Annotated in this window: 28 protein-coding genes and 1 tRNA gene; 17 read left to right on the forward strand and 12 right to left on the reverse strand. The window is 72.5% G+C overall.

The genetic code is table 11. The features are described 5' to 3' along the window. Positions 1–33 precede the first annotated feature (33 nt). From BLQ67_RS15970 to BLQ67_RS15985, 4 genes are all read left to right on the forward strand, one after another. Positions 34–119, forward strand: a tRNA-Leu gene (locus tag BLQ67_RS15970). 106 nt (positions 120–225) lie between these two features. Continuing rightward, positions 226–645, forward strand: coding sequence for a hypothetical protein (locus BLQ67_RS15975; protein WP_092506637.1), 420 nt, complete (start codon positions 226–228; stop codon positions 643–645). 97 nt (positions 646–742) lie between these two features. Next, positions 743–982 carry a PspC domain-containing protein gene (locus BLQ67_RS15980; RefSeq protein WP_092506638.1) on the forward strand — a complete coding sequence of 80 codons (240 nt, stop codon included), beginning with the start codon at positions 743–745 and terminating at the stop codon, positions 980–982. Between the two features lie 29 nt (positions 983–1,011). Further along, complete coding sequence (locus tag BLQ67_RS15985) at positions 1,012–1,482, forward strand: hypothetical protein (RefSeq protein WP_231945094.1); 471 nt, start codon at positions 1,012–1,014, stop codon at positions 1,480–1,482. A gap of 13 nt (positions 1,483–1,495) precedes the next feature. On the opposite strand, the gene dinB is transcribed toward BLQ67_RS15985, so the two are convergent. After that, the gene (gene dinB / locus BLQ67_RS15990) at positions 1,496–2,728 is read right to left on the reverse strand and encodes a DNA polymerase IV (RefSeq protein ID WP_231945095.1); all 1,233 of its coding nucleotides are present in this window, start codon (positions 2,726–2,728) and stop codon (positions 1,496–1,498) included. Between the two features lie 105 nt (positions 2,729–2,833). Here dinB and BLQ67_RS15995 point away from each other — a divergent pair, with 105 nt between their 5' ends. Further along, the gene (locus BLQ67_RS15995) at positions 2,834–3,628 is read left to right on the forward strand and encodes an SGNH/GDSL hydrolase family protein (RefSeq protein WP_092506639.1); all 795 of its coding nucleotides are present in this window, start codon (positions 2,834–2,836) and stop codon (positions 3,626–3,628) included. Positions 3,629–3,634: 6 nt separating this feature from the next. Here the strand turns inward: BLQ67_RS15995 and BLQ67_RS16000 are convergent, their stop codons facing one another. After that, the gene (locus tag BLQ67_RS16000) at positions 3,635–4,876 is read right to left on the reverse strand and encodes a D-alanyl-D-alanine carboxypeptidase family protein (protein ID WP_092506640.1); all 1,242 of its coding nucleotides are present in this window, start codon (positions 4,874–4,876) and stop codon (positions 3,635–3,637) included. Further along, a complete protein-coding gene (locus BLQ67_RS16005) occupies positions 4,873–5,676 on the reverse strand; it encodes a TrmH family RNA methyltransferase (RefSeq protein WP_092506641.1) in 804 nt (267 codons plus the stop codon). Before BLQ67_RS16005 ends, BLQ67_RS16000 begins: the two co-directional genes overlap by 4 nt. 50 nt (positions 5,677–5,726) lie before the next feature. Between BLQ67_RS16005 and BLQ67_RS16010 the strand changes: the two genes are divergently transcribed. Next, positions 5,727–6,548 (forward strand): Sir2 family NAD-dependent protein deacetylase, encoded by an 822-nt coding sequence (locus tag BLQ67_RS16010; protein WP_092506642.1) that lies wholly within the window; start codon positions 5,727–5,729, stop codon positions 6,546–6,548. 13 nt (positions 6,549–6,561) lie between these two features. On the opposite strand, the gene BLQ67_RS16015 is transcribed toward BLQ67_RS16010, so the two are convergent. Together BLQ67_RS16015 and BLQ67_RS16020 are read right to left on the reverse strand one after the other, a co-directional pair. Beyond that, positions 6,562–7,629, reverse strand: a complete 1,068-nt coding sequence (locus BLQ67_RS16015; protein WP_092506643.1) for a glycosyltransferase family 4 protein — start codon at positions 7,627–7,629, stop codon at positions 6,562–6,564. Continuing rightward, positions 7,626–8,507 (reverse strand): alpha/beta fold hydrolase, encoded by an 882-nt coding sequence (locus tag BLQ67_RS16020; RefSeq protein ID WP_092506644.1) that lies wholly within the window; start codon positions 8,505–8,507, stop codon positions 7,626–7,628. The genes BLQ67_RS16015 and BLQ67_RS16020 overlap by 4 nt, the downstream gene beginning before the upstream one ends. 62 nt (positions 8,508–8,569) lie before the next feature. On the opposite strand from BLQ67_RS16020, the gene BLQ67_RS16025 reads away from it, so the two are divergent. Both BLQ67_RS16025 and BLQ67_RS16030 read left to right on the forward strand, forming a co-directional pair. Then, complete coding sequence (locus tag BLQ67_RS16025) at positions 8,570–9,454, forward strand: 3'-5' exonuclease (protein WP_331711980.1); 885 nt, start codon at positions 8,570–8,572, stop codon at positions 9,452–9,454. Then, positions 9,451–10,041, forward strand: a complete 591-nt coding sequence (locus tag BLQ67_RS16030; protein ID WP_231945096.1) for a uridine kinase family protein — start codon at positions 9,451–9,453, stop codon at positions 10,039–10,041. The genes BLQ67_RS16025 and BLQ67_RS16030 overlap by 4 nt, the downstream gene beginning before the upstream one ends. A gap of 90 nt (positions 10,042–10,131) precedes the next feature. Here BLQ67_RS16030 and BLQ67_RS16035 read toward each other — a convergent pair whose 3' ends face one another. The 3 genes from BLQ67_RS16035 to glgA form a co-directional block, all read right to left on the reverse strand. Further along, the gene (locus tag BLQ67_RS16035; RefSeq protein WP_092506645.1) at positions 10,132–10,380 is read right to left on the reverse strand and encodes a type B 50S ribosomal protein L31; all 249 of its coding nucleotides are present in this window, start codon (positions 10,378–10,380) and stop codon (positions 10,132–10,134) included. A 148-nt stretch (positions 10,381–10,528) separates the two neighbouring features. Then, complete coding sequence (locus tag BLQ67_RS16040) at positions 10,529–11,311, reverse strand: ABC transporter ATP-binding protein (RefSeq protein WP_092506646.1); 783 nt, start codon at positions 11,309–11,311, stop codon at positions 10,529–10,531. 58 nt (positions 11,312–11,369) lie between these two features. Continuing rightward, positions 11,370–12,566 (reverse strand): glycogen synthase, encoded by a 1,197-nt coding sequence (gene glgA, locus BLQ67_RS16045; RefSeq protein WP_092506647.1) that lies wholly within the window; start codon positions 12,564–12,566, stop codon positions 11,370–11,372. 76 nt (positions 12,567–12,642) lie between these two features. Here glgA and glgC point away from each other — a divergent pair, with 76 nt between their 5' ends. Then, the gene (gene glgC, locus BLQ67_RS16050) at positions 12,643–13,881 is read left to right on the forward strand and encodes a glucose-1-phosphate adenylyltransferase (RefSeq protein WP_092506648.1); all 1,239 of its coding nucleotides are present in this window, start codon (positions 12,643–12,645) and stop codon (positions 13,879–13,881) included. After that, a complete protein-coding gene (gene serB, locus BLQ67_RS16055) occupies positions 13,878–14,531 on the forward strand; it encodes a phosphoserine phosphatase SerB (RefSeq protein ID WP_092506649.1) in 654 nt (217 codons plus the stop codon). The genes glgC and serB overlap by 4 nt, the downstream gene beginning before the upstream one ends. Before the next feature lie 415 nt (positions 14,532–14,946). Here serB and BLQ67_RS16060 read toward each other — a convergent pair whose 3' ends face one another. Then, on the reverse strand, positions 14,947–16,068 hold the full coding sequence (locus tag BLQ67_RS16060) for a benzoate/H(+) symporter BenE family transporter (RefSeq protein WP_231945097.1): 1,122 nt from the start codon (positions 16,066–16,068) through the stop codon (positions 14,947–14,949). A gap of 90 nt (positions 16,069–16,158) precedes the next feature. Continuing rightward, positions 16,159–16,863, reverse strand: a complete 705-nt coding sequence (locus tag BLQ67_RS16065; RefSeq protein ID WP_092506651.1) for a beta-ketoacyl-ACP reductase — start codon at positions 16,861–16,863, stop codon at positions 16,159–16,161. Between the two features lie 86 nt (positions 16,864–16,949). Here BLQ67_RS16065 and BLQ67_RS16070 point away from each other — a divergent pair, with 86 nt between their 5' ends. From BLQ67_RS16070 to BLQ67_RS16080, 3 genes are read left to right on the forward strand one after another with little or no spacing between them, the layout of a single operon-like run. Then, a complete protein-coding gene (locus BLQ67_RS16070) occupies positions 16,950–17,210 on the forward strand; it encodes a DUF3099 domain-containing protein (RefSeq protein WP_092506652.1) in 261 nt (86 codons plus the stop codon). Further along, positions 17,207–17,443, forward strand: coding sequence for a hypothetical protein (locus tag BLQ67_RS16075; protein WP_407922475.1), 237 nt, complete (start codon positions 17,207–17,209; stop codon positions 17,441–17,443). The genes BLQ67_RS16070 and BLQ67_RS16075 overlap by 4 nt, the downstream gene beginning before the upstream one ends. Beyond that, on the forward strand, positions 17,443–18,258 hold the full coding sequence (locus BLQ67_RS16080) for an SURF1 family cytochrome oxidase biogenesis protein (protein WP_092506654.1): 816 nt from the start codon (positions 17,443–17,445) through the stop codon (positions 18,256–18,258). Before BLQ67_RS16075 ends, BLQ67_RS16080 begins: the two co-directional genes overlap by 1 nt. A 14-nt stretch (positions 18,259–18,272) precedes the next feature. On the opposite strand, the gene BLQ67_RS16085 is transcribed toward BLQ67_RS16080, so the two are convergent. Both BLQ67_RS16085 and BLQ67_RS16090 read right to left on the reverse strand, forming a co-directional pair. Next, entirely contained in the window at positions 18,273–18,941 is a 669-nt protein-coding gene (locus BLQ67_RS16085) for a trimeric intracellular cation channel family protein (protein ID WP_092506655.1), read from the reverse strand. Between the two features lie 37 nt (positions 18,942–18,978). Continuing rightward, positions 18,979–20,589, reverse strand: coding sequence for an ABC-F family ATP-binding cassette domain-containing protein (locus BLQ67_RS16090; protein WP_092507002.1), 1,611 nt, complete (start codon positions 20,587–20,589; stop codon positions 18,979–18,981). A gap of 157 nt (positions 20,590–20,746) precedes the next feature. On the opposite strand from BLQ67_RS16090, the gene BLQ67_RS16760 reads away from it, so the two are divergent. From BLQ67_RS16760 to BLQ67_RS16110, 4 genes are all read left to right on the forward strand, one after another. After that, positions 20,747–21,349: a PadR family transcriptional regulator gene (locus BLQ67_RS16760; protein WP_092506656.1), complete on the forward strand. Its 603-nt coding sequence runs from the start codon at positions 20,747–20,749 to the stop codon at positions 21,347–21,349. Positions 21,350–21,390: 41 nt separating this feature from the next. Next, the gene (locus BLQ67_RS16100) at positions 21,391–22,923 is read left to right on the forward strand and encodes a DHA2 family efflux MFS transporter permease subunit (RefSeq protein WP_092506657.1); all 1,533 of its coding nucleotides are present in this window, start codon (positions 21,391–21,393) and stop codon (positions 22,921–22,923) included. 87 nt (positions 22,924–23,010) lie between these two features. After that, positions 23,011–23,868: an ABC transporter ATP-binding protein gene (locus tag BLQ67_RS16105; RefSeq protein ID WP_092506658.1), complete on the forward strand. Its 858-nt coding sequence runs from the start codon at positions 23,011–23,013 to the stop codon at positions 23,866–23,868. Continuing rightward, complete coding sequence (locus BLQ67_RS16110; protein ID WP_092506659.1) at positions 23,865–24,722, forward strand: ABC transporter permease; 858 nt, start codon at positions 23,865–23,867, stop codon at positions 24,720–24,722. The genes BLQ67_RS16105 and BLQ67_RS16110 overlap by 4 nt, the downstream gene beginning before the upstream one ends. The last annotated feature ends 15 nt before the right edge of the window (positions 24,723–24,737 follow it).

The following is a 24,737-nucleotide window of genomic DNA, read 5'->3' on the forward strand; positions in this document are numbered from 1 at the left end:
TCTTCCTCGGTCCTGCAGAGGATCCGACACCTTGCGCGGGTGGCGGAATTGGCAGACGCGCTAGCTTGAGGTGCTAGTGCCCGTATTAGGGCGTGGGGGTTCAAGTCCCCCCTCGCGCACGAACGGCCCGGAGCCCATGGCTCCGGGCCTTCTTCGTTCCCGGACGAGATCCCGTGGCTGTCGAGCCCCTGTCCGCCGTCGGCGGCGCGCCGTACCGTGCCGGGCATGGCACTCGACGAGACCGCTCGACAGCACCTGCTCGCCCAGCCCCTCACGCCGATCCTCGCGATCGAGCGGCCGGGCCATCCACCCATCGCCGTGCCGGTGTGGCACCAGTACTCCCCCGGCGGCGACGCCTGGATCCTGGTCGGCGACGACTCCGAGAAGGCGCGGCTGCTGCGCGAGGCGGGCAGCGCGACGCTCGTCGTGCAGGAGGTGCAGCCCCGCACGCACTACGCCTCCGCCGCGTGCGAGGTCGTGGAGGAGCACCCGGCGACGGATGCCGAGCGCCGCGAGCTCGCCGAGCGGTACCTGCCCGGCGCGGCCGTCGAGCAGTACCTCGAGGTCGCGGCCGAGTTCGGGCCGGAGGTGGTGTTCCTGCTCCGTCCCGTCGCCTGGCGTGCGGCGGATCTCACGATGTCGTGAGGTCGGTACCCCGAGCGTTCGCCGTCGGCGGACGCTGCGGAGTCCCGCTGCACCCGCGACTGGGCGACGGCACAGGCGCGCCGCCTACCGTCGAGGCATGAGCATCTTCGACTCCATCCGCAAGACCGGCTTCCGCCGCGGCCCGAAGCGCATCCTGGGCGGCCTCGCAGGCGGCATCGCGGCGAGCATCGGCTGGAACGTGTGGATCGTGCGCCTCGTCGTGCTGCTGTCGTTCCTGCTGCCCGTGCTCGGCTGGGTCGCCTACGCGATCGCCTGGGCGCTCACGCCGTGGCAGGACGGCTCGATCCCCGTGGCCCGCTGGCTCGGGCGCCGCTGAGGTCCAGCCGGCATCGCCAGGATGGCGGCGTGACCGACGCCACGCCGCAGCCCGGCGACCGCATCCCGAGCCTCGACCCAGCCGCCGAGGTCGTCGCCCGCCTCGACGCGCTCTCGGATGCGTCGCGCGACGCGCCGCAGGATCAGTCGGCGCTGACCGCCCTCTGGCGAGCGGTGCTCGGCCTCGAGCGCTGGATCCTCATCGCCCGAGGCACGCCGGAGCAGCCGCGCCCCTTCGCGGTGTCGATCCCGCAAGGCCCGGTGCTGCTCGTCTTCTCGACGGCCGAGCGCGCTCGCGTCGGCGGCATGGCAGCCGGGCTCACGCAGGAGGAGGCGTCGCGACTCATCGCGACGCCGCTGCCCGCAGCGATCGAGTGGGCCGCGTCGTTCCAGGCTGTCGGCGTCGTGGGCATCGCGCTCGACCACGGCACGACGGGCGCGTGGACGCCGCTGGCGAACCTCGTGCCGATGCGCGACCACTTCGCCGCGAACCCAGCGTGAGGTCGGCGCCGGCCTAGCTGCCGGTGTCCTCGCGCTTGCGCTCGCGTCGCAGCATCGACGCGGGCGTGACGGCGAGCTGGCCGAAGCGGTCGTGCACGGCGTCGACCGCGCGCTCGGCGCTGCCCCAGTCCTCGCTGTCGTCCCACAGCAGTCCCGCGTCCGACGGATCGGAGAGCTGCGACATCTGCACGCCCAGCAGGCGCACGGGCGTGGGGTCGTCGAGCTCGTCGAGCAACTGCCACGCGGTCTCGACGACGACGCGCGTCACGTCGGTCGGGTCGGCGAGCGTGCGCGAGCGCGTGATGGTGCGGAAGTCGTGGAACCGCACCCGCAGCGTGACGGTGCGGCCGACGGCGCCCGCGGCGCGCAGGCGACGGCCGACGCCGGTGCCGAGGCGCAGGATCTCGCTGCGCAGGTCGTCGCGGTCGGTGACGTCGCGGCCGAACGTGTGGTTGTGGCCCATCGACCGCTCGCGCGGGCGCTCCTGCACGGCACGCACGTCGCGCGCCCATGCGAGTGCGTGCAGGTGCCTGCCAGAGGCCTGGCCGAACCATCCGACGAGCGTCGACTCCGCCGTGTTGGCGACGTCGGCGACCGTGCGCAGGCCGTAGCGCTCGAGCTTCTCCTGCGTGCGCTCCCCCACGCCCCACAGGGCGCTGACGGGCTGCGGATGCAGGAAGCCCAGCACGTCGTCGGCGGGCACCACGAGCAGGCCGTCGGGCTTCGCGCGGCCAGAGGCGAGCTTCGCGATGAACTTCGTCGACGACGCGCCCACCGACGCGATGAGGCCCGTCTCGGCCTGCACGCGCTCGCGGATGCGCGTGCCGATCGCGACGGCACCTCCGAGCAGTCGCCTGGCACCCGTGACGTCGACGAACGCCTCGTCGATGCCGAGCCGCTCGACCTCGGGCGAGAAGTCGTCGAGGATCGCCATCGTCTGCTGCGAGAGGCGCTGGTAGAGCGCGAAGTCGGGCTCGAGGATCACGGCGTTCGGGCACAGCTGCAGCGCACGCCCCATGGGCATGGCCGAGTGCACGCCGAAGCGGCGCGCCTCGTACGTCGCCGCCGTCACGACCGAGCGCGACGAGTCGTGCCCGATGACGACGGGAAGGCCACGGAGGTCAGGGCGCGCGATGAGCGACGCCGTGGCGAAGAACGCGTCGAGGTCGACGTGCAGGATCGTCGCCGACGCGTCGTCGACGTCGGGGCTCGACACCATGCGGTTCGAGCCGTCCTGCTTGCTCACGTGCCCATCGTCGCAGCAGCCGCCGACACCGCGGACACGGCTCGCCAGGTCCTCCCAGCGATGTCCGACCAGAGGTGGATGTGGCGCTGTCACCACCGTGCCAGCATGAGAGGCATGCAGCACCCCTGGACCCGGTACGTCGCCATCGGGGACTCGTTCACCGAGGGCGTCGGCGACGACGAGGCGAGCCTGCCGAACGGCGTGCGCGGCTGGGCGGATCGCGTCGCCGAGGAGCTCGCGCGCACGAACCACGACATGGCGTACGCCAACCTCGCCATCCGCGGCCGCCTGCTCGACCAGATCGCGTCCGAGCAGATCGACGCGGCGCTCGCGCTCCAGCCCGACCTCATCTCGATCTCGGCGGGCGGCAACGACCTGCTGCGCCCCGGCGCCGACCCCGACCGCGTCGCCGGCCGCCTCGAGCGCGCGATCGAGCGGCTGTCGGTCGACGGCGCGACCGTCGTGCTCTTCAACGGCCCCGACATCGGCATGACGCCCGTGCTGCGCTCGATCCGCGGCCGCGTCGCGATCTACAACTGCAACCTCGCCGCGCTCGCCCGCAGGCACGACGCCATCGTCGCCGACATGTGGGCTGCGACCGAGCTGCAGGACGCGCGCATGTGGGCGCCCGACCGGCTGCACTTCTCGCCGCTGGGCCACCACCGCATCGCCATGGTGGTGCTCGACGCGCTCGGCGTCGAGCACGACCTGCACCCGCAGCATCCCGAGCCCATGCCGCAGCGCACGTGGCGGCAGGCGGCGAGCGACGACATCCTCTGGGCGCGCGAGTACTTCGGCCCGTGGGTCGTGCGTCGCCTCACGGGGCGCTCGTCGGGCGACGCGATCCACGCGAAGCGCCCCCTCGCCGAGCCGGTGCTGCGGCAGCCCGACGAGGCCTAGCTGCGCTCAGGCGTCCGCGAGCCCCAGCAGCACGAACGGGTTCGACAGGCGCCACAGCAGGTCGGGCTCGGCGATGCGCCGCGCGGTGACGGTCGTCGTGAGCTCGGTGCCGGCGACCGTCACGGTGCCGACCTCCATCGAGCCGACGCCCGTGCGCACGGGTTCGACGTCGATGACGACCTCGAGCGGCTGCGCGATCCACGCGAGCGACGTGAGCGCGGCATCCGTCGTCGCCTCCGACTCGGCACCCCACGCCGCCGTGCTCGTGGCCACGACGCTGCCCACCGGCAGCACCTCGCGCGTCTGCACGTTCTGCCACAGGCTGTCGACGAGCGCGATGGTCGCGGCGTCGCGGTCGTCCTCCGACACCTGACCGGCGACGACGGCGACGGCGCGCAGCGTCTGCCCGTCGACCGTCGCGGTCGCCGACACGAGCAGGTTGCGACCCGAGACGAACAGCGCGCCGGTCTTGCCGGCGTCGATGCCCGAGACGCCCAGCAGCGGGTTCGTGTTCGGCTGCACGCCGAGGCCCGTGACCGTCACCGAGCGCTGGCCCATGGCGGCGCCGACGATCGGGTCCGCGACGGCGAGCGCACCGAGGCGCACCATGTCGGCGGGCGACGCGACGGAGTCGAGCGAGAGGCCTGCGGCGTCGGCGACGACCATCGTCGTCATGCCATTGCGCTGCGCCCAGTCGTTCGCGGCCTCGAGGAACGCGTCGATCGATCCGAAGCCCCAGCGCGCGAGCGTCATCGACGCGTTCGCCGACGACGCGACGACCGAGGCCTCCACGAGGTCGCCCTGCGTCACGGTCTGGCCCGTGCGCACGGGGTAGTACGGCGCGGCCTCGTCGAACGCGGTCTGCATGAACGCGACGTCCTCGGCGCCGATGGCGATGTCGGCGCCCTCGCCGCCGTCGATCGGATGCGCCTCGAGCACCACGAGCATCGTCACGAGCTTCGTGATGCTCGCCATCGGCACGGCCGCGTCGCCCGTCGCACCCGACGCGCCCTCGACGCCCTCGATCGCGAACGCCGCGGCACCCGATGCGGGCCACGCGACCTGCGCCTCGCCGACCGCGGGCGACTCGATCGGCGCATCCTCGCTCGCGATCGCGGGCAGCGGTGCGAAGACGAGGTACGCGGCGCCGCCGACGAGGGCGACGAGCACGAGTACGACGAGCGTGCGCACGAGGTGCACCCACGCGGGAGTGCGCGCCTGCGTGTTGGCCGTGACGTAGCGGCTCATGCGTGCAGCGCCGCCCAGAGCACGACGGCGCTCGTCGCCGCGACGTTGAGGGAGTCGACGCCGTTGTGCATCGGGATGCGCACGACGACGTCGGAGGCGGCGAGGGCGTCGCGGCCGAGGCCGTGGCCCTCGTTGCCCAGCACCACCGCGACGCGCTCCGGCCGATCCCGACGCCAGTCGGCGAGGTCGACGGCGTCGTCGGCGAGCGCGAGCGAGGCGATCTGGAAGCCGGCGTCGTGCAGCATCGGCGCCGCCTCTCGCCACTCGGGGATGCGCGTCCACGGCACCTGCAGCACCGTGCCCATGCTCACGCGCACGGCGCGGCGGTACAGCGGGTCGGAGCACGTGGGCGTCACGAGCACGGCGTCGGCGCCGAGCCCCGCGACCGAGCGGAACGCGGCCCCGACGTTCGTGTGGTCGACGAGCCCGTCGAGCACGACGACGACCTTCGCGTCGCGCAGCACGTCGGCGACCTCCGGCAGCACGGGGCGCTGCATCGCGGCGAGCGCACCGCGGTGCAGGTGGAAGCCGATGAGCGTCGACAGCTGCGACTCCTCGCCGAGGAACACCGGGATGTCGAGGTGGCCGACGAGCGTCTCGACGTCTGGCAGCCACCGCTCGCTCACGAGCACCGATCTGGGCACGTGGCCCGCGCGCAGCGCCCGCCCCAGCACCGTCTGCGACTCCGCCATGTAGAGGCCGCGCTCGACCTCCTTGCGCGTGCGCAACTGCACGTCGGTGAGCCCGACGTAGTCGGTGAGGCGCGGGTCGTCGAGCGACCCGATGCGCACGATCTCCATGGGACTCCCTCCGTGCCGATCCAGGCTACGGGCGTCCGTAGGATCGGAGCGTGCTCGACACTGCCATCGCGAGACTCGGACTCGGACCGATCGCCGTCATCACCGGTGCGGGGATCTCGACGGACTCCGGCATCCCCGACTATCGCGGGGCAGGCGCGCCGCCGCGCAACCCCATGCAGCTCGACCGCTTCCTCGCGTCGGAGCACGCGCGGCGCCGGTACTGGGCGGGCAGCCACCTGGGCTGGAAGGCGTTCTCGTCGACACAGCCGAACGATGGCCACCGGGCGATCGCGCGCCTCGACGCCGCGGGGCTCGTGACGGGCGTCATCACGCAGAACGTCGACGACCTGCACGAGAAGGCGGGCAGCCGCGACGTCGTGCATCTGCACGGCGCGAACGCCACCGTGACGTGCCTGCAGTGCGCGTCGCGCTTCCCGCGCCAGGTCGTCGCGGATCGCATCGCCGAGCAGAACCCGTGGATCACGGTGCCCGACAGCGTGCGCATGAACCCCGACGGCGACGTGTCGCTCGACGGCGATCAGGACTTCGTCGTGCCGGTGTGCTTCGTGTGCGAGGGGATGCTGAAGCCCGACGTCGTGTTCTTCGGCGAGCTCGTGCCGAGCCACGTCTTCCACGAGGCCGACATGGCGGTGCGCGCTGCGAGCGTCGTGCTCGTCGCAGGCTCGTCGCTCGTCGTGAACACGGCCGTGCGACTGCTCGAGATCGCGCGTCGTCGCGAGGTGCCGATCGTGATCGTGAACCGCGGCCCGACGAAGTGGGACAAGCGCGCGAGCGCCCGCATCGACGCCGGCACGTCGGAGACCCTCACGGCGTTCGCCGACGCGCTCGCGCCGCTGCCGCACGCGTCCTGACGCGCGGTCCGGGTCAGACCCGGCGCGCCGCCACGGTCGCCTCCAGCGCCGCGTGCAGCGCGTCGGCCGAGGCATCCCACGAGAAGGTCGCCGCCTGCGCTCGGGAGGCTGCTGAGCGGGCGGCCCACTCCCCCTCGAGCCGCAGCACGGCATCCGCGAATCCCTGGGCATCGCCCACGGGCGCGTACACGCCAGCGTCGCCGGCCACCTCGCGGAAGATCGGGATGTCGGAGGCGACGACGGGCACGCCGAGCGCCATCGACTCGAGCAGCGGGATGCCGAAGCCCTCGTCGTGGCTCGCGTGCACGAGCGCCGTCGCCGAGCGCAGCGCCTCGGCGTACTCGGCGTCGGTGACGCCGTCGTGCACGACGATGCGTGCGTCGGGCGCGATCGCCCGCAGGCGCGCCTCCTCGCCCGCGGGCATGCGACTGAGCAGGTGCAGCTCGTGGTCGGGCAGCAGCGCCGCCATGCGCACGAGGGTGTCGACGCCCTTGTAGGGCATGAACGAGCCCATGTAGACGAGCCGCCTCGTGGGCGGCGCCGTGTGGGTCACGGGCTCGCCGAGCGCGTCGGCGGCGTTGCGCACGACGTGGATGGGCTTGGACGTCAGGTGGTGCTCGCGCACGAGCTGCGCCGTGGTCTCGGAGACGACGACGGTCGCATCGGCGCCGCGCAGCAGCAGCCGCTGCGGCCCGTACGACAGGTGATACAGCCGCCAGAGCGCGCGCACGGGCGCCGGCAGGTCGCGCGGCGGCATGGGGTGGCGGTAGTAGATGAGGTCGTGCACCGTCGTGACGAGCGCCGTGCGCCGCCCGAGGGAGCCGATGGTCTGCATGGGCGAGTAGACGACGTCGACGTCGACGTGCCGCATGCGCCACGTCGCGAGCGGCTCGAGCGGCCCGGTCGGGCTCGGCCCCAGCACGTGCGGCAGGTCGGGCAGCATCGCGAGCTGCGCGGGATCGTGCACGAGCATCGTGACGGCGGCGCGCTGCCCGAGCCTCGCCACGAGCTCGGCGGAGAAGCGCGAGATGCCGTCGTGCCGCTCGGTGCGCACGTAGCGGCAGTCGAAGAGCACCCTCATGCGGCGGGCGCCTCGGCGAGGAAGCGGCGGATGCGCGCCGCCACCTGGTCGGGCTGCTCGTAGTGCACGAGGTGGCCGGTGCCGTGCAGCACGGCGACGCGAGCATCCGGGAACCGCGTCGCGAGGTCGCGCTGCGCCGCGAGCGGCGTGATGTCGTCGCGGTCGGCGACGACGAGCAGCACGGGCTGGGCGATGTCGGCGGCGTAGTGGCCGACGTTCGTCGAGATCGACGTCTCGAAGCCGCCCACGACCGACTCGCGCGATGCGAAGGCCGAGAAGTACCGGTCGTGCTGGTCGTGGATCCAGCGCCGCATGGCCCTGTCGCGCGACTTCGTCATGACGAGGCTCATGCCGCGCACGATCACGGGGCTCGAGAGCATGGCGTGGCCGACGGCCTCCGGCGCGGCTGCGGCGGCGCGGTACCAGCCGAGCGTGAAGCGCGACAGGATGCGCTGCGGACCCTCGAGGGCCGGCTGCGCGATGGGGTTCACGAGCACGATGCGGTCGGCGTCGAGGCCCGCGGCCGCTGCGGCGGCGACGACGATCGAGCCGAACGAGTGGCCGAGCACGGGGGCTCCGGGCGCCTCGGCGGCCACGAAGGCGACGAGCCACGACGCGTAGGCGTCGATGCCGGTGTCGGCTGGCGCAGCCGACTCGCCGAAGCCCGGGAGGTCGGGCACGATGACGCGGTGGCCGGCGAGGTGCGCAGCGATCGTCTCGAGCCCGTGGTGGTCGCCGCGGTAGCCGTGGACGAGCACGATCGGCGGTGCCGCGGGGTCGCCGTACGCGAACCAGACGGTGCGGATGCCGTCGATCACGCGCTCGTCGCGTGCGACGGGCGTCGCATCCAGCAGCTCCTGGAACGGCGAGTCGACCATGGTCACGAGCCTACGGGGCGCGCCTGCCCGCTCGTGTCGGAGGCCGCGGCTAGCGTGGCGCCATGATCGAGATCCAGAGCCCGCGGCCGGGCGACTCGGGAGCGATCGACGACCTCGTGACCCAGGCGCTGGCGCTCGACGCCGGCGGCAGCGAGCCCGTCGCGCCCAGCAGCCCAGCGTCAGAGCCGATGCCCGAGCCGATGCCCCTGCGCACGGTCGACGCCGCCGTCGCCGTCGCGCACGAGGTGCAGCAGCAGGGCTGGGCGTCGCGCCTGGCCGTCTTCGACCTCGAGACGACGGGCGTCGACACGTCGACGGCCCGCATCGTCACGGCATTCCTCGGCGTGCTCGACGAGCACGGCGAGCTGCTCGAGCAGCACGCGTGGCTCGCCGACCCTGGCGTCGAGATCCCCGAGGGCGCTGCGGCGATCCACGGCATCACGACCGAGCGCGCTCGTGCCGAGGGCGCTCCGGCGCAGCAGGTCGTCGCCGCGATCGTCGCCGAGGTCGCGAACCTGCTGCGCGCGGGCACGCCCGTGGTCGCGTTCAACGCCGCGTACGACTTCACGGTGCTGCACCACGAGGCGCTCCGCCACGGCATCGCGCCCGTCGAGGCCCCGGCGCCCGTCATCGACCCGCTCGTGCTCGACAAGCACGTCGACCGCTACCGCAAGGGCAAGCGCACGCTCGGCGTCACGTGCGCCCACTACGGCGTCGAGCTCGAGGGGTGGCACGAGGCGTCGGCCGATGCCATCGCCGCCGGCCGGCTCGCGCAGGCGATGCACGAGCTGTTCCCGCAGCTGCAGGTGCCCGCCGACGAGCTGCACGCCTCGACGGTCGACTGGGCGACGCAGCAGGCGGAGTCGTTCGCCCGCTACATGCAGCAGCGCGACCCCTCGTTCACGGCCGACCGCGGCTGGCCCATCCGCGAGGCGCGCACGGCGTGACCGACGCACGCCTGCTCGGCCTCGAGGGGCTCGTCGCACGCGTCGAGACGCTCGCCGCCGCGACCGGGCGACCGATCGTCGTCGGCATCTCGGGCGTCGGCGGCGCGGGCAAGTCGACGCTCGCTCGAGCGCTCGTCGACCGCGTCGACGGCGCCGTGCGCATGTGCGGCGACGACTTCCTCTCCCCCGCTCGCTCGCACGAGCGATCGACCGACTGGGACGGCGTCGAGCGCGAGCGGCTCGTGCGCGACGTGCTCGTGCCGTTCCGCGAGCGTCGCGCATCCACGTTCCAGCGCTGGGACTGGCACGCCGGCGCCCTCGCAGCGCCCGAGCCCGTGCCGACCGGCAGCGTGCTGGTCGTCGACCTCATCGGCCTGCTGCATCCCGAGGCGCTCGGCGCGCTCGACCTCACGGTGTGGTGCGACGTCGACGTCGCGGTCGCCACCGAGCGCGGCATCGCCCGCGATCGGGCCGCGGGCAACGATCACGATGCGCTGTGGCGCGACGTGTGGGTGCCGAACGACGCCGACTTCGTGGCCCGCTTCGCGCCGCGCGACGGCGCCGACGTGCTCGTCGCGACCGGCTGATCCGCCCCACTCCCCACGCACGACGAAGGCGGGCACCCGATGGGTGCCCGCCTTCGCGGTGTCAGCGTTCCCTGACGCGGGGGTTGGCGATCAGTTGCCGAAGCCCTTGAAGCGCTTGTTGAACTTCTCGACGCGGCCGGCCGAGTCCATGATGCGCTGCTTGCCCGTGTAGAACGGGTGCGAGGCGCTCGAGATCTCGACGTCGATGACGGGGTACTCGACGCCGTCGAGCTCGATCGTCTTGTCGGACGTCGTCGTCGAACGCGTGAGGAACGTCTCGCCCGAGGCGAGGTCGCGGAAGACGATGTCGCGGTACTCGGGGTGGATGCCGGTCTTCATGGTGGAACCTTCGGGATGTGGATGGAAGTCGTCGGCGCGATGCGCACCAGCGAATGACTCTACCAGAGTCCGATCCCGATGGTCGGGTCCGGCTCCGGTCGGCGCGTCAGCGTGCCAGGCCGTGCGCGCCATCAGGTCGCGGAGGCCGTCAGGCCGCGCGAGCCGTGAAGCGGTCGCCGTCCCGCGACACGCGCAGCGGCGTGCCGAAGGTCGACGTGAGGTTGGCGTCGGTGAGCACCTCGGCGATGGGGCCGGCCGCCGAGACCTTGCCGTCGGCGAGCAGCAGCACGTGCGTGAAGCCCGGCGGGATCTCCTCGACGTGGTGGGTCACCATGACGAGGCCAGGGGCAAGGGGGCTCGCGGCGTACTCGGCGAGCGAGCGCACGAGGCCCTCGCGCGCGCCGAGGTCGAGGCTGCCTGCCGGCTCGTCGAGCAGCATGAGCTCCGGGTCGGTCATGACGGCGCGGGCGATCTGCACGCGCTTCTGCTCGCCGTCGCTCAGCGTGCCGTAGGCGCGCTTCGACAGTCGGGTGAGCTCCCAGTCGTCCATGACGAGGGCTGCACGCTCGAGGTCGACGGCGTCGTACTGCTCGTGCCAGCGCCCGGTGACGGCGTAGGCGGCGGTGAGCACGGCGTTGCCGACGCTCTCGTGCGGCGGGATGCGACGGCCGAGGCTCGTCGCGGCGATGCCGATGCGCGTGCGCAGCTCGAAGACGTCGACGCGGCCGAGCCGCTCCCCCAGCACCTCGACCGTGCCCGACGTCGGGTGCATCGACGCCGACGCGAGCGCCAGGATCGTCGACTTGCCCGCGCCGTTGGGTCCGAGGATCACCCAGCGCTCGCTCGAGTCGACGCTCCAGCGCACCGAGTCGAGGATGCGGTTGCCGTTCCGGACGACGCTGACGTCGTCGAGGTCGAGGACACGCGTCATGCCCTCGACCCTATCCGCGCGGGTGGGGCCCGCCGGTCATCCGCGCGGGCGCGCCGCGTCAGTCGGCGCGCTCGGCGATGACGGTCGCGTAGAGGGCGCGCGTCTCGTCGGCGATGCGGCCCCAGTCGAAGTGCGTCGCCGCACGGGCGCGGCCGGCCTCGCCCATCCGTCGCGCAGCCTCGGGGTCGGCGACGACGCGCGTGAGCGCCGCGGCGAGGTCGGCGACGTAGCGGTCGGGATCCGTCGGGGTGCCCGTGCCGTCCTGCACCTGGTCGATGGGCACGAGCACCCCCGTGACGCCGTCGTCGATGACCTCGGGGATGCCGCCGGTCGCCGAGCCGACGACGGCGGCGCCGCACGCCATGGCCTCGAGGTTCACGATGCCGAGCGGCTCGTAGATGCTCGGGCACACGAAGGTCGTGGCGTGGCTCAGCAGCACCTGCATGTCGGCGCGCGGCAGGTGCTCGTCGATCCACACGACGCCGTCGCGGGTCTCGCGCAGCTGGTCGACGAGGCCGCGCACCTCCGCGAGGATCTCCTGCGTGTCGGGCGCGCCCGCGCACAGCACGAGCTGCACGTCGTCGGGCAGCGAGCTCGCGGCGCGCAGCAGGTACGGCAGGCCCTTCTGGCGCGTGATGCGACCGACGAACACGACCGACGGGCGGTCGGGGTCGAGGCCGAGCTCGCGGGCGCGCTCGGGGTCGTCGACCCGCTGCCACGCGTCGAGGTCGATGCCGTTCGTGATCGTGACGACCTTCGCGGGGTCGAGGCTCGGGTACGAGCGCAGGATGTCGGCGCGCATGCCGTCGCTCACGGCGATGACGCGGTCGGCAGCCTCGTAGGCGCGACGCTCGACGTCGCTCGAGATGCGGTAGCCGCCTGCGAGCTGCTCGGCCTTCCACGGGCGCAGCGGCTCGAGCGAGTGGGCGGTGACGACGTGCGGGATGCCGTGCAGCTCCTGCGCGAGCCTGCCCGCCTCGTTGGCGTACCAGGTGTGCGAGTGCACGACGTCGGCGCCGGCGACGGCATCCGCGATCTGCAGGTCGACGCCGAGCGTCTGCAGCGCCGCGTTCGCGTCGGCGAGCTCGGAGGGCACGTCGTACGCGGTGACGTCGGCCTCGTCGCGCGGGGCGCCGAAGCAGCGCACCTGCACCTCGGTGTCGCGGCGCAGCGCCTTCACGAGCTCCGTCACGTGCACGCCGGCGCCTCCGTAGATGGCCGGCGGGTACTCCTTGGTCACGAGGTCGACGCGCATGCCGTCAGCGTACGCGCCGCGTACCAGACCCACGAGACCCCTGCGTTTCGAGCCTCGCGCCGGGTAGGTTTGGGTCATGGACAAGAAGGTCTTCGGGATCGTCCTCGCCGGTGGCGAGGGGAAGCGGCTCATGCCCCTGACCGTGGACCGGGCCAAGCCGGCCGTCCCCTTCGGCGGCACCTACCGTCTCATCGACTTCGCGCTGTCGAACCTCGTGAACTCGGGCATGCGGCAGATCGTGGTGCTGACGCAGTACAAGTCGCACTCGCTCGACCGCCACATCTCGCAGATGTGGCGCATGGCGCCGCAGCTCGGCTCGTACGTGGCCTCCGTGCCCGCGCAGCAGCGACTCGGCAAGCGCTGGTTCCAGGGCTCGGCCGACGCCATCCTGCAGTCGCTCAACCTCATCAAGGACGAGAAGCCCGACATCGTCGTCGTCGTCGGCGCCGACCACGTGTACCGCATGGACTTCCGCGACATGATCGAGGCGCACGTCGCCTCGGGCGCGAAGATGACGGTCGCCGGCATCCGCCAGCCGATCGCCCTCGCCGACCAGTTCGGCATCATCGAGGAGTCGCCCGACGGCTCGGGCAAGATCGACGCGTTCCGCGAGAAGCCGAGCGACCCGAAGCCGCTCAACGACTCCCCCGACGAGGTGCTCGCGTCGATGGGCAACTACGTGTTCGACGCGGATGCGCTCGTCGAGGCCGTGAAGGCCGACGGCGACTTCGAGGACTCGAACCACGACATGGGCGGCGACATCGTGCCGTACTTCGTCGACCGCGGCGAGGCGTTCTTCTACGACCTGCAGTCGAACACCGTGCCGGGCATGACCGACCGCGACAAGTACTACTGGCGCGACGTCGGCACGATCGAGTCGTTCTTCGACGCGCACATGGACCTCATCGCGGCGCTGCCGATCTTCAACCTCTACAACCGCCGCTGGCCGATCTACTCGGCGCAGTACAACGAGCCGCCTGCCAAGTTCACGCGCGACGAGCACGGCCGCCCCGCCGAGATCGTGGAGTCGATCGTGTCGTCGGGCTCGGTCATCCAGGGCGCATCGGTCGTGCGCAGCGTGCTCGCGCCGTGGAACCGCGTCGACTCGGGCGCCTCGGTGTCGGATGCGGTGCTGTTCGACCAGGTGCACGTGGGCGCCGGTGCCGTCGTGCGTCGCGCGATCCTCGACAAGGAGGTCGTCGTGGGTCCGGGCGTGAAGATCGGCGTCGACCACGACCACGATCGCGCCCGCGGCTTCTCGGTGTCGGACACGGGCATCGTGACGGTGCCGAAGGGCGAGCAGGTGCTCGCGTGAGGCGAGTCGTCGTCACCGACGTCGACTCCACCCTCATCCGCGACGAGGTCATCGAGCTCATCGCCGACGCCGTCGGCCCCGATGCGCGTGCGCACGTCGAGGCCGTCACGACGCGGGCGATGCGGGGCGAGCTCGACTTCGCCGCCTCGCTCGTCGAGCGCGTGCGCATGCTCGAGGGCGTGCCGGTGTCGGTGCTCGACGACGTCGCGCGCTCGGTGACCGTGACCGACGGCGTGCAGGAGCTCGTGGACGCCGTGCACGCTGCGGGCGGCATCGTCGGCGCCGTCTCGGGCGGGTTCCACGAGGTGCTCGACCCGCTCGCCGAGCGACTTGGCCTCGACCGCACGCTCGCGAACCGCCTCGGCGTCGACCGCGGGCTCCTCACGGGCGAGGTCGTCGGCCCGATCATCGATGCGGTCGCGAAGCGCGAGGCGCTGCACCGCTGGGCGGGCGAGCACGGCGTGCCGCTGTCAGCGACCGTCGCGATCGGCGACGGCGCGAACGACCTGCTCATGCTCGAGGACGCCGGCATCGGCGTCGCGTTCTGCGCCAAGCCGCTCGTGCGCGAGCGCACGTCGGTGCACGTCGACGAGCCCGACTTCCGCCACGTGCTCGCGCTGCTGCAGGAGTCGAGGGAGCCGGCGGCGTAGCGATCGCCCGGTCGGCTGCTCGGCGAGGTGCCTCGGACGGCTCCGCCTCGAATCGTCGGCCTCGCCACCACCAGCTGGTCGAGGAGGCCCCGAGCGCAGCGAGGAGCCGTCACGAGACCACGTGACGCACCCGCTCGACGCGACCTCGCGCATGGCTGGGCGGGAGCGGCGGTCGCGTGGTCTCGTGACGCGGGCTCGCTGCGCTCGCGCGCTCCTCGACCAGCTGGATGGGTGCCAGCGGCGGCTCCGCTCTCCCCTCGACCAGCGGTCCATGCCGCTGCCGATCACCGTTCGGACTCGACCAGGTCGATGGACCACCGCCTGTCGGGCCGAGGTTCGTCGAGGTGCTTTCCCACCGACGTCGATCCGCCGCCAGCACTTCCGTTCTGACGTCGTCAGGCGGCGTCTCGACCGGTCAGCCCGCGCGCTTCAGCCCGTGCAGCACCGCACGCAGCAGGATGCCCACGACGAGCGCCCAGAACGCCGCGCTCACGCCCGCGACGGCGATGCCCGACGCCGCGACCGCGAAGGCGGCGACCGCGGGGATGCGATCAGCCGCGTCGTCGAGCGCCGCGTGCAGCGACGACGCGAGCGTGCCGAGCAGCGCGAGCCCCGCGACGGCCGCGACGACGCCCTCGGGTGCGAGACCGACGAGCGTCGCCAGCGCGCTCGAGCCGATGCCGAGCACGACGAGCAGCGTGCCCGACGACACCGACGCGAGCCAGCGACGCGAGCGGTCCTCCCCCGCATCCGGACCCGCGGCGAGCGCCGCCGAGATCGCGGCGAGGTTGATCGCGTGGCCGCCGAGCGGTGCTGCCAGCACGGTGCCGGCACCCGTGACGAGCATCGACCGTCGCCACGGCACCTCGAAGCCGAGGCCGCGCATCACCGCGACGCCCGGCACGTTCTGCGAGGCCATCGTGACGAGGAAGAGCGGCACGGCGATGCCGACGACGCCGGCGAGCGTGAACGTGGGCGTCGTGAGCGCGACGTGCGGCACGAGCGACGACGCAGCGGGCGCGGCACCCGACGACACGAGGTGCACGGCGATCACGACGGCGGCGGCGACGAACGCGAGCGGCGCCGCCCACCGCGGTGCGAGGCGCAACGCGACGATCCACACGAGCACGACGGGTGCGACGGCGAGCGGGTTCGCCGCGAGCCCCGTGACGACGCCGAGGCACAGCTGCAGCAGCACGCCCGCGAGCATCGCCTGCGCGATCGACGTCGGGATGGCTGCGATGACGCGTCCGAGCCGCGGCACGAGCCCCGTGAGCAGCACGAGCACGCCGGTCACGACGAACGCCCCGACCGCGGCGGGCCAGCCGCCATCCACGACGCCCGTCGAGACGAGCAGGGCAGCCCCGGGCGTCGACCACGCGACGGTGATCGGCAGTCGCGTCGAGAGGGCGAGCACGATGCTCGCGAGCCCCATGCCGATCGTCACCGCGAGCAGGCCGGAGGCCGCCTCGTCGGGCGAGGCACCCACGGCCGCGAGGCCCTGCAGCACGACGACGAACGCCGACGTGAAGCCCACGAGCCCCGAGACGATGCCGGCGGCGACCGGCGTGGTCCACGGGCCGCGCGCCGCAGCGCCGACCGGCGACCGCGGCGGCGTCGCGGCCGTCTAGTGCCCCATCCCGAGGCCACCATCCACGGGGATGACGGCACCCGACACGTAGGCCGCGTCGTCCGACGCGAGCCACGTGATGACCTTCGCGACCTCCTCGGGGCTCGCGAAGCGGCCCGCGGGGATCTGCGACCTGTACTGCGCCTGCTGCGCCTCGGGCAGGGCATCCGTCATGTCGGTCTCGATGAAGCCCGGCGCCACGACGTTCGCCGTGATGCCGCGCGAGCCGAGCTCGCGCGTGATCGAGCGGGCGAGGCCCACGAGGCCCGCCTTCGACGCCGCGTAGTTCGCCTGGCCAGCGCCGCCGAAGAGGCCGATGACCGACGAGACGAGGATGACGCGACCGAACTTCGCTCGCAGCATGCCCTTCGACGCGCGCTGCACGACGCGGAACGAGCCCGTGAGGTTCGTGTCGACGACGTCGGAGAAGTCCTGCTCGCTCATGCGCATCAGCAGGGTGTCGCGCGTGATGCCCGCGTTCGCCACCACGATCTCGACGGGGCCGAGCTCGGCCTCGATCTGCGTGTACGCCGCGTCGATCGAGGCGCTGTCGGTGACGTCGGCGCGCACGGTCAGCGTGCCCTCGGGACCCTCGCCCGAGCGGGCGGTCACGGCGACGCGGTAGCCCGCGTCGACGAAGGCGGTGGCGATGGCGCGGCCGATGCCGCGATTGCCGCCGGTCACGAGCACGGTGCGGGACATGGAGACCTCTCGAAGTGCGTTCGACGCCGCGGTGCAAGGGCGTCCTCGACAACCCTAGCCAGGCGTACCCTTGGTCTCAGGAACCCATGCAGCACGACGAGCCGTCCATCACCGACCTGCCTGTGTCGCCGACCGAGGATCGACGCAGGCGTACGAGGACGTACCTGATCATGATGGGCATCCGCATGGTCTGCATCGTGCTGTTCATCGTCCTTCCCGATTGGTGGAAGGTCGCGCCGGCCATCGTCGCCGTCGTCATCCCGTGGATCGCCGTCGTCGCAGCCAACGCATCCGCGTCGCTCGCGACGAAGACCGACCGCGTCACGCGCAGGCAGATCGAGTCGTGAGCATCTTCGACCTGGGCCGGATGGCCGACGCTCCCGAGTGCTCGTCGGCGGGCTGCCACGACGCGGCAGCGTGGACGATCGCGTGGCGCAACCCGCGCATCCACCCCGAGACCCGGGTGAAGGAGTGGGCGGCGTGCGACGCGCACCGCGACCACCTGCGCGACTGGCTCGCGAGCCGCGACTTCCCCGTCGAGGTCGTCGCGTTCGGCACGACGGTCGAGCAGGTCGGCTGATGCTCGCACTGCTCCGCACCCGCCGCTGGCTCGGCTACCTGGGCCTCGTGCTCGTCTTCGCGACCGTCTGCGTCGCGCTCGGCTCGTGGCAGTGGCACCGCCGCGAGGAGGCGCTCGCGGCCATCGCACGCCTCGACGCCAACTACGACGAGGCGCCCGTGCCGCTCGCCGACGTGCTCGCCGAGACGGATGACTACGAGATCGACCAGCAGTGGTCGGTCGTCGAGGTGTCGGGCGAGTACCTCGCCGACGAGCAGCTGCTGCTGCGCGGCCGCGTCCGCGACACCGCCGTCGGCTTCGACGTCGTCGTGCCGTTCCGCACGGATGCGGGCAGCATCCTGCTCGTCGACCGCGGTTGGGTGCCGCCGGGCTCCACGTCGGCGGCGCCCGACTCCGTGCCGGCGCCACCGGAGGGCGACGTGACGATCGTCGTGCGCCTGCGCGAGGACGAGGGTGAGATCGCCGGTCGCGGCGCCCCGGAGGGGCAGATCGCGTCCGTCGACCTCGACGCGATCGCCGCGACCCACGACGAGCCCGTCTACACCGGCGCGTACGGCCTGCTCGCGACCGAGGACGGCGAGGTGGCCGACGACCTCGGCCCGTTCACGCGCCCCGTGCTCGACGAGGGTCCGCACCTGTCGTACACGCTGCAGTGGTTCGTGTTCGCGATCATGGGCTTCGTCGGCTTCGTGTGGGCGCTGCGCCGCGAGGCTCGCGGCGACGAGGAGCTCGAGGAGCCGCGCGAGCCGAGACGCCCGCGGCGCCAGTCGGATGCCGACATCGAGGACGCCATCCTCGACGGCGCCGACCGCTAGGGCTCGATCGCGCGCTACGGCGCAGGGGTGCCGTCGCCGCGAACCACGGGCAGCACCGTCGTCGACAGCGCAGGCACGCGCCAGCGGAAGCGCTCCGCGAGCAGGCGGAACGCGATGACCGCGGCACCGATGCCCACGAGCACCCCCGTGGAGGCGACGCCGAGCTCGACGAGCAGCGCCGTCAGTGCCGAGCCCGCGAGGGCGGGCAGGAGGTAGAGCCGCGACTCGCGGCGCATCACGGTGGGGATGTCGTTGCCGAGCACGTCGCGCAGGATGCCGCCGCCGACGCCCGTGAGCATGCCGACGATCGCCGCGCCGACGGGCCCGATGCCCGCGTCGATCGCCACGATCGTGCCCTCGACGCAGAAGATGCCGAGGCCGATGGCGTCGAAGACGAGCACGGGGCGCGCGAGGTGCGCGATCCACCGGTGCAGCGCGAACACGATCGCGGCGCCTGCGATCGCGACGCCCACCATCCACACGTCCACGAGCACGACGGGCGTGCGCCCGACGAGCAGGTCGCGCAGCATGCCGCCGCCCGTCGCCGTCACCACGGCGAGGAAGGCCATGCCGACGACGTCCATGCGCTTCTCGGCGGCGAGCTGGGCGCCGGAGATCGCGAACGCGAGCACGCCGAGGCCCACGAGGGTGGCGTGCACGGCGCCGAGCCAGCCGTCGATCATGCGTCGACCCTAGGACCTCGAGGGATGCGCGAGCGGACTACGCGAGCTCGATGAGCTCGAGGTACTCGGCGTTCCAGAGGTCCTCGGTGCCGTCGGGCATGATGAGCACGCGGTCGGGATGCAACGATTCGACGGCGCCGGCATCGTGGCTCACGAGCACGACGGCGCCCTCGAACGTGGCGAGCGCACCGAGGATCTCCTCGCGGCTCGCGGGGTCGAGGTTGTTCGTCGGCTCGTCGAGCAGCAGCACGTTCGCCGCCGACACCACGAGCGTCGCGAGGCTCAGGCGCGTCTTCTCGCCACCCGAGAGCACGCGCGCGGGCTTGTGCACGTCGTCGCCCGAGAAGAGGAACGAGCCGAGCACGCGGCGCGCCTCCATCTCGGAGATGTCGGGTGCCGACGACACCATGTTCTGCAGCACGGTGCGGTCGACGTCGAGCGTCTCGTGCTCCTGCGCGTAGTACCCGATGCGCAGGCCGTGGCCGCGCTCGATCGCGCCCGTGTCCGACTCGGAGACGCCGGCGAGGATGCGCAGCAGCGTCGTCTTGCCGGCGCCGTTCAGGCCGAGCGCGACGACCTTCGTGCCGCGGTCGATCGCGAGGTCGACGGCCGAGAAGATCTCGAGCGAGCCGTACGACTTCGACAGGTCGTGCGCCTGCAGCGGCGTCTTGCCGCACGGTGCGGGCTTCGGGAAGCGCAGCTTCGCGACCTTGTCGTCGGCGCGCACGGCCTCGAGTCCCGACAGCAATCGGTCGGCGCGCTTCGCCATCTGCTTGGCGGCGACGGCACCCGACGCGCGGGCACCCATCTTCGCGGCCTGCATCTGCAGCACGCCGGCCTGGCGCTCGGCGTTCGTGCGCTCGCGCTTGCGGCGGTCGGCATCCTGCTCGCGCTGGCGCAGGTAGTGCTTCCAACCCATGTTGTAGATGTCGATGACCTGGCGGTTCGCGTCGAGGTAGAAGACGCGGTTCACGGTCTCCTCCACGAGCACGACGTCGTGGCTGATGACGATGAGGCCGCCCTGGTAGCCCTTGAGGAACTCGCGCAGCCACACGACGGAGTCGGCGTCGAGGTGGTTGGTCGGCTCGTCGAGGATCATCGTCTCGGCACCGGAGAAGAGGATGCGCGCGAGCTCGATGCGGCGGCGCTGACCGCCCGAGAGCGTCTCGAGCGGCTGGTCGAGGATGCGCTCGGGCAGCTGCAGGTTCGACGCGATCGCCGCGCCCTCGGCCTCGGCCGCGTAGCCGCCGAGCCCGAGGAACGTGTCCTCGGCGCGCGAGTACGCCTTCATGGCGCGCTCGCCCTCGGCGCCACCGAGCGCCATGCGCTCGGTCGCGGCACGCATCTCCTCGAGCACCGAGCCGATGCCGCGGGCGTCGAGGATGCGCGTGCGGGCCGTCTGCTTCGGGTCGCCCGAGCGGGGGTCCTGCGGCAGGTAGCCGATCTCGCCGGAGCGCTCGATCGAGCCTGAGAAGTCGTGGCCGTCGCGGTCGTCGGTGACGCCGGCGAGCACCTTCGTCATCGTGGTCTTGCCGGCGCCGTTGCGGCCGACGAGGCCGATCTTGTCGCCCTTCTCGACGCGGAAGGAGACGCCGGACATGAGGGTGCGTGCGCCGACGGACAGGTCGAGGTCGGTGACGGAGATCATGGCGGTGCCCAGCGGGTCGGGAGCGGGTGGCTGCGGCCGACGGTGGCCAGCCATCCAATGTACCGTGCGGCGCGCCGATCGACGCACCGGTGCTGGCGCAAGTCGGATGGTCGTGGCAGACTATTCCGCGCGGAATAGTCGATACGGAGGCCCGCACATGCTCACTCCCCTGCAGATCGCCACGCTCGGCGTGCTCGCCGAGGAGCCCAGGCACCCCTACGACTGCTACCGCCTGCTCATGCACCGCCGTGCAGATCGCGTCGTGCGCATCAAGACCGGCACGCTCTACCACTCGATCGCGCGCCTCGAGGCCGAGGGCCTCGTCGCCGAGGTCGGCACCGACCGCGAGGGCAACCGGCCCGAGCGCACCACGTACCGCATCACCGACGACGGCCGATCGGCGCTCGAGGCGCAGCTGCGCACGATGCTCGCCGAGCCCGTCGAGGAGCACCCGCCGTTCCGGCTCGCGATCTCCGAGGCGCACAACCTGCCGCGCGACGCCGTCGTGGCTGCGCTCGGCGAGCGCGTCGCAGCCCTCGAGGCCGCCGCGACCGAGATGGCCGACGCCGCCGACGACCTCGGCAGCACCGACCTGCCCGAGGCCGTCTGGCTCGAGCTCGCGCTCGAGCTGCGACTCACGCGCGCCGAGGCCGACTGGACGCGCGAGACCGCCGCACGCATCGACTCCGGCGACATCCCCTGGGATCTCGTCTTCTCCCCCGAGCGCCGCGCTGCCCAGCAGGCCGCGCTCGACGCCTGAACCCCGCGCTCCCCCGAGCCATCCCCTTCGAAGGAACCGTCATGTCCGACGCTGCTGCAGCACCTCGATCCCCCTGGCCGGCCCTCTGGGCGCTCGTCATCGGGTTCTTCATGATCCTCGTCGACTCGACCATCGTGTCGGTCGCGATCCCGCACATCATGTCCGGCCTCGACGCCGGCATCAACGAGGTCATCTGGGTCACGAGCGCGTACCTGCTCGCGTACGCCGTGCCCCTGCTCATCACCGGCCGCCTCGGCGACCGCTTCGGCCCGAAGCCCGTCTATCTGACCGGCCTCGCGGTCTTCACGCTCGCGTCGCTGTGGTGCGGCCTCGCCGACTCGATCGCGATCCTCATCGTCGCCCGCGTCATCCAGGGCCTCGGCGCCGCGCTCATGACGCCGCAGACGATGGCCGTCATCATGCGCACGTTCGCGCCCAACGCCCGCGGCGCCGCCATGGGCCTGTGGGGCGGCGTCGCCGGCCTCGCGATGCTCGTCGGCCCGCTGCTCGGCGGCGCGCTCGTCGACAGCCTCGGCTGGGAGTGGATCTTCTTCATCAACGTGCCCGTCGGCATCGTCGGCTTCGTGCTCGTCATGCGCCTCGTGCCGCGCCTGCCGCTGCACGCGCACTCGTTCGACTGGCTCGGCGTCGTGCTGAGCGCCGCGGGCATGTTCCTGCTCGTGTTCGGCATCCAGGAGGGCGAGACGTACGACTGGGGCACGATGCCGATCCTCGGCGTCGAGGTGCCGCTCGTCGGCATGATCGTCGCGGGCGTCGTGCTCATGGTCGCGTTCGTCGTGTGGCAGGCCGTCAACCGGCGCGAGCCGCTCGTGCCGCTCGGCATCTTCCGCGACCGCAACTTCACGCTCGCGAGCATCGCGATCGCCACGATCGGCTTCCTCGTCACCGCGATGGCGGTGCCGATCTTCCTCTACGCGCAGGGCGTGCGCGGCCTGACCCCGACCGAGTCGGCGCTGCTCATGGTGCCGATGGCGATCGGCGCGGGCATCCTCTCGCCCTTCACGAGCCGCTTCCTGCAGGCGCGCGACCCGCGCCTGTTCACGGCCGCGGGCATCCTCGGCATGGGCGCGTCGGTCGCCTGGTACGGCATGTGGGTGCAGTCGGAGACCGACGTGTGGCTCTTCCTGCTGCCCGGCGCGCTCATGGGCGTCTCGAGCGCGTTCGTCTGGGGTCCGCTCGGCATCGTCGCGACCCGCAACCTCGACCCGCGCCTCGCGGGCGCAGGCTCGGGCGTCTACAACACCGTGCGCCAGATCGGCGCCGTCGTCGGGTCGGCGGCGATCGCCGCCGCGATGTCGTGGCGCATCGACGCCGAGCTCGGCGCGGGCTCGAGCGACCAGGTGTCGGGCGCATCGTTCGGTGGACAGCTGCCCGAGCAGATCGCCGGACCCTTCTCGGCGGCGCTCGGCCAGTCGCTGCTGCTGCCCGCGGCGGTCACGGCGCTCGGCGTCATCGCGGCGCTGTGCTTCGCGAAGCCGAAGGCGCAGGGGCAGCAGCCGCCGGCGCTCGCCGCCGACGACGCGGCAGCCGCCGCGGTCGCGACCGCGGAGTGAGCCGAGGCCCGGCGTCCACCGATCGGTGGACGCCGGGTCCCCCGCACGCCCGTCCCGTCGGCGCCGACGCACGACCACGCTGAGAGCATGGCGAATCGACTGGTCGAGGTCCAGCACCTCCGGAAGTCCTACGGGGAGCACGTCGCGATCGACGACGTGAGCCTCCACATCGACGAGGGCGAGACCCTCGCGTTGCTCGGCCCGAACGGCGCTGGCAAGTCGACGACGATCGAGATCCTCGAGGGCTACCGCGTGCGCTCCGGCGGCGAGGTGCGCGTGCTCGGCGAGGATCCGCAGCACGCGGGCATCGCATGGCGCGCGGCGCTCGGGATCGTGCTGCAGTCGAGCGGCGAGGCATCGGTCGCGACCGTGCGCGAGGAGCTGCGCGGTCTCGCCGCCCTCTACCCCGACGCTCGCGCCGTCGACGAGGTGCTCGCGGTTGTCGGGCTCGAGGAGCATGCCGGGCGGCGCATCGCGTCGCTGTCGGGTGGGCAGCAGCGTCGCGTCGACGTGGCGATGGGCATCGTCGGGCGTCCGCGACTGCTCTTCCTCGACGAGCCGACGACCGGCTTCGACGCCGAGGCACGTCGCGGCTTCTGGGCGCTCATCCGCTCGCTGCAGACCGACGGCACGACCATCCTGCTCACGACGCACTACCTCGAGGAAGCCGCGCAGCTCGCGGACCGCATCGTCGTGATCGCCGACCGGCGCGTCGCCGCAGAGGGCACGCCGGCCACGATCGGCGGCGCGGATGCACGCGTGCCGATCGTGCGCTGGCGCGAGGGGGACGCGGTGCGCGAGCAGCGCACGCGCGAGCCGGGCGCACTCGTCGCGTCGCTCGCCGCGCGACTCGGCGAACCCGAGGCGCTCGAGGTCGTGCGGCCGAGCCTCGAGGACGTCTACCTCGACATCGTGCGCACCGACCGCGGGATGGTGGCCGCATGACCGTCACGACGGGCTCGCTGCCCGCCACCCTGTCCCCTGCCGGGCTCGCTCGCACGATCCGCATCGCGCTCGGTCGCGTCGGGTACGAGGTGCGCACGTACTTCCGCCAGCTCGACCAGGTCTTCTTCACGTTCCTGTTCCCGGTGCTCATGCTCGGCATCTTCGCGTCGGTGTTCGACACCATGACGTTCCCCGACGGCCGGGGCGGGACGACCGACATCGCCGCCGCCGAGTACTACCTCCCCGCGATGCTCGCCTCGGGCATCCTGCTCTCGGGCGTGCAGAACCTCGGCGTCGACGTCGCGGTCGCGCGCACGAACGGCACGCTCAAGCGCCTCGCGGGCACGCCCATGCCACCGGTCGCCTTCCTCGTCGGCAAGCTCGGCCAGGCGTTCGTGACGGGGCTCGCACAGGCCGTCGTGCTGCTCGGCGTCGGCGCCATCGTCTTCCGCGTCGGCCTGCCGACCGACGCCGGCTCGTGGGCGACCTTCGCGTGGGTCTTCGTGCTCGGCACCATCACGAGCGCGCTGCTCGGCGTCGCGCTGTCGCGCGTGCCGCGCTCGGGGCGCAGCGCGACGGCGGTCATCATCCCGATCGTGCTCGTCGTGCAGTTCGCGTCGGGCATCTTCATCCAGTTCTCGCTGCTGCCCGAGTGGATGCAGCAGGCGGCGCAAGCGCTGCCCGTGGCGTGGATGGCGCTCGGCATGCGCGCCGCGCTGCTGCCCGATGCGTACGCGATGCTCGAGGTCGGCGAGACGTGGAACCTCGCAGGCGTCGCGCTCGCGCTCGGCATCTGGCTCGTGGTCGGGCTCGTCGCCGTGCGGCTGACGTTCCGGTGGATCCGACGGTCATGAGCGGGCGGGCGGACG

The sequence above is a fragment of the Agrococcus jejuensis genome, assembly GCF_900099705.1.
Lineage (GTDB): Bacteria > Actinomycetota > Actinomycetes > Actinomycetales > Microbacteriaceae > Agrococcus > Agrococcus jejuensis.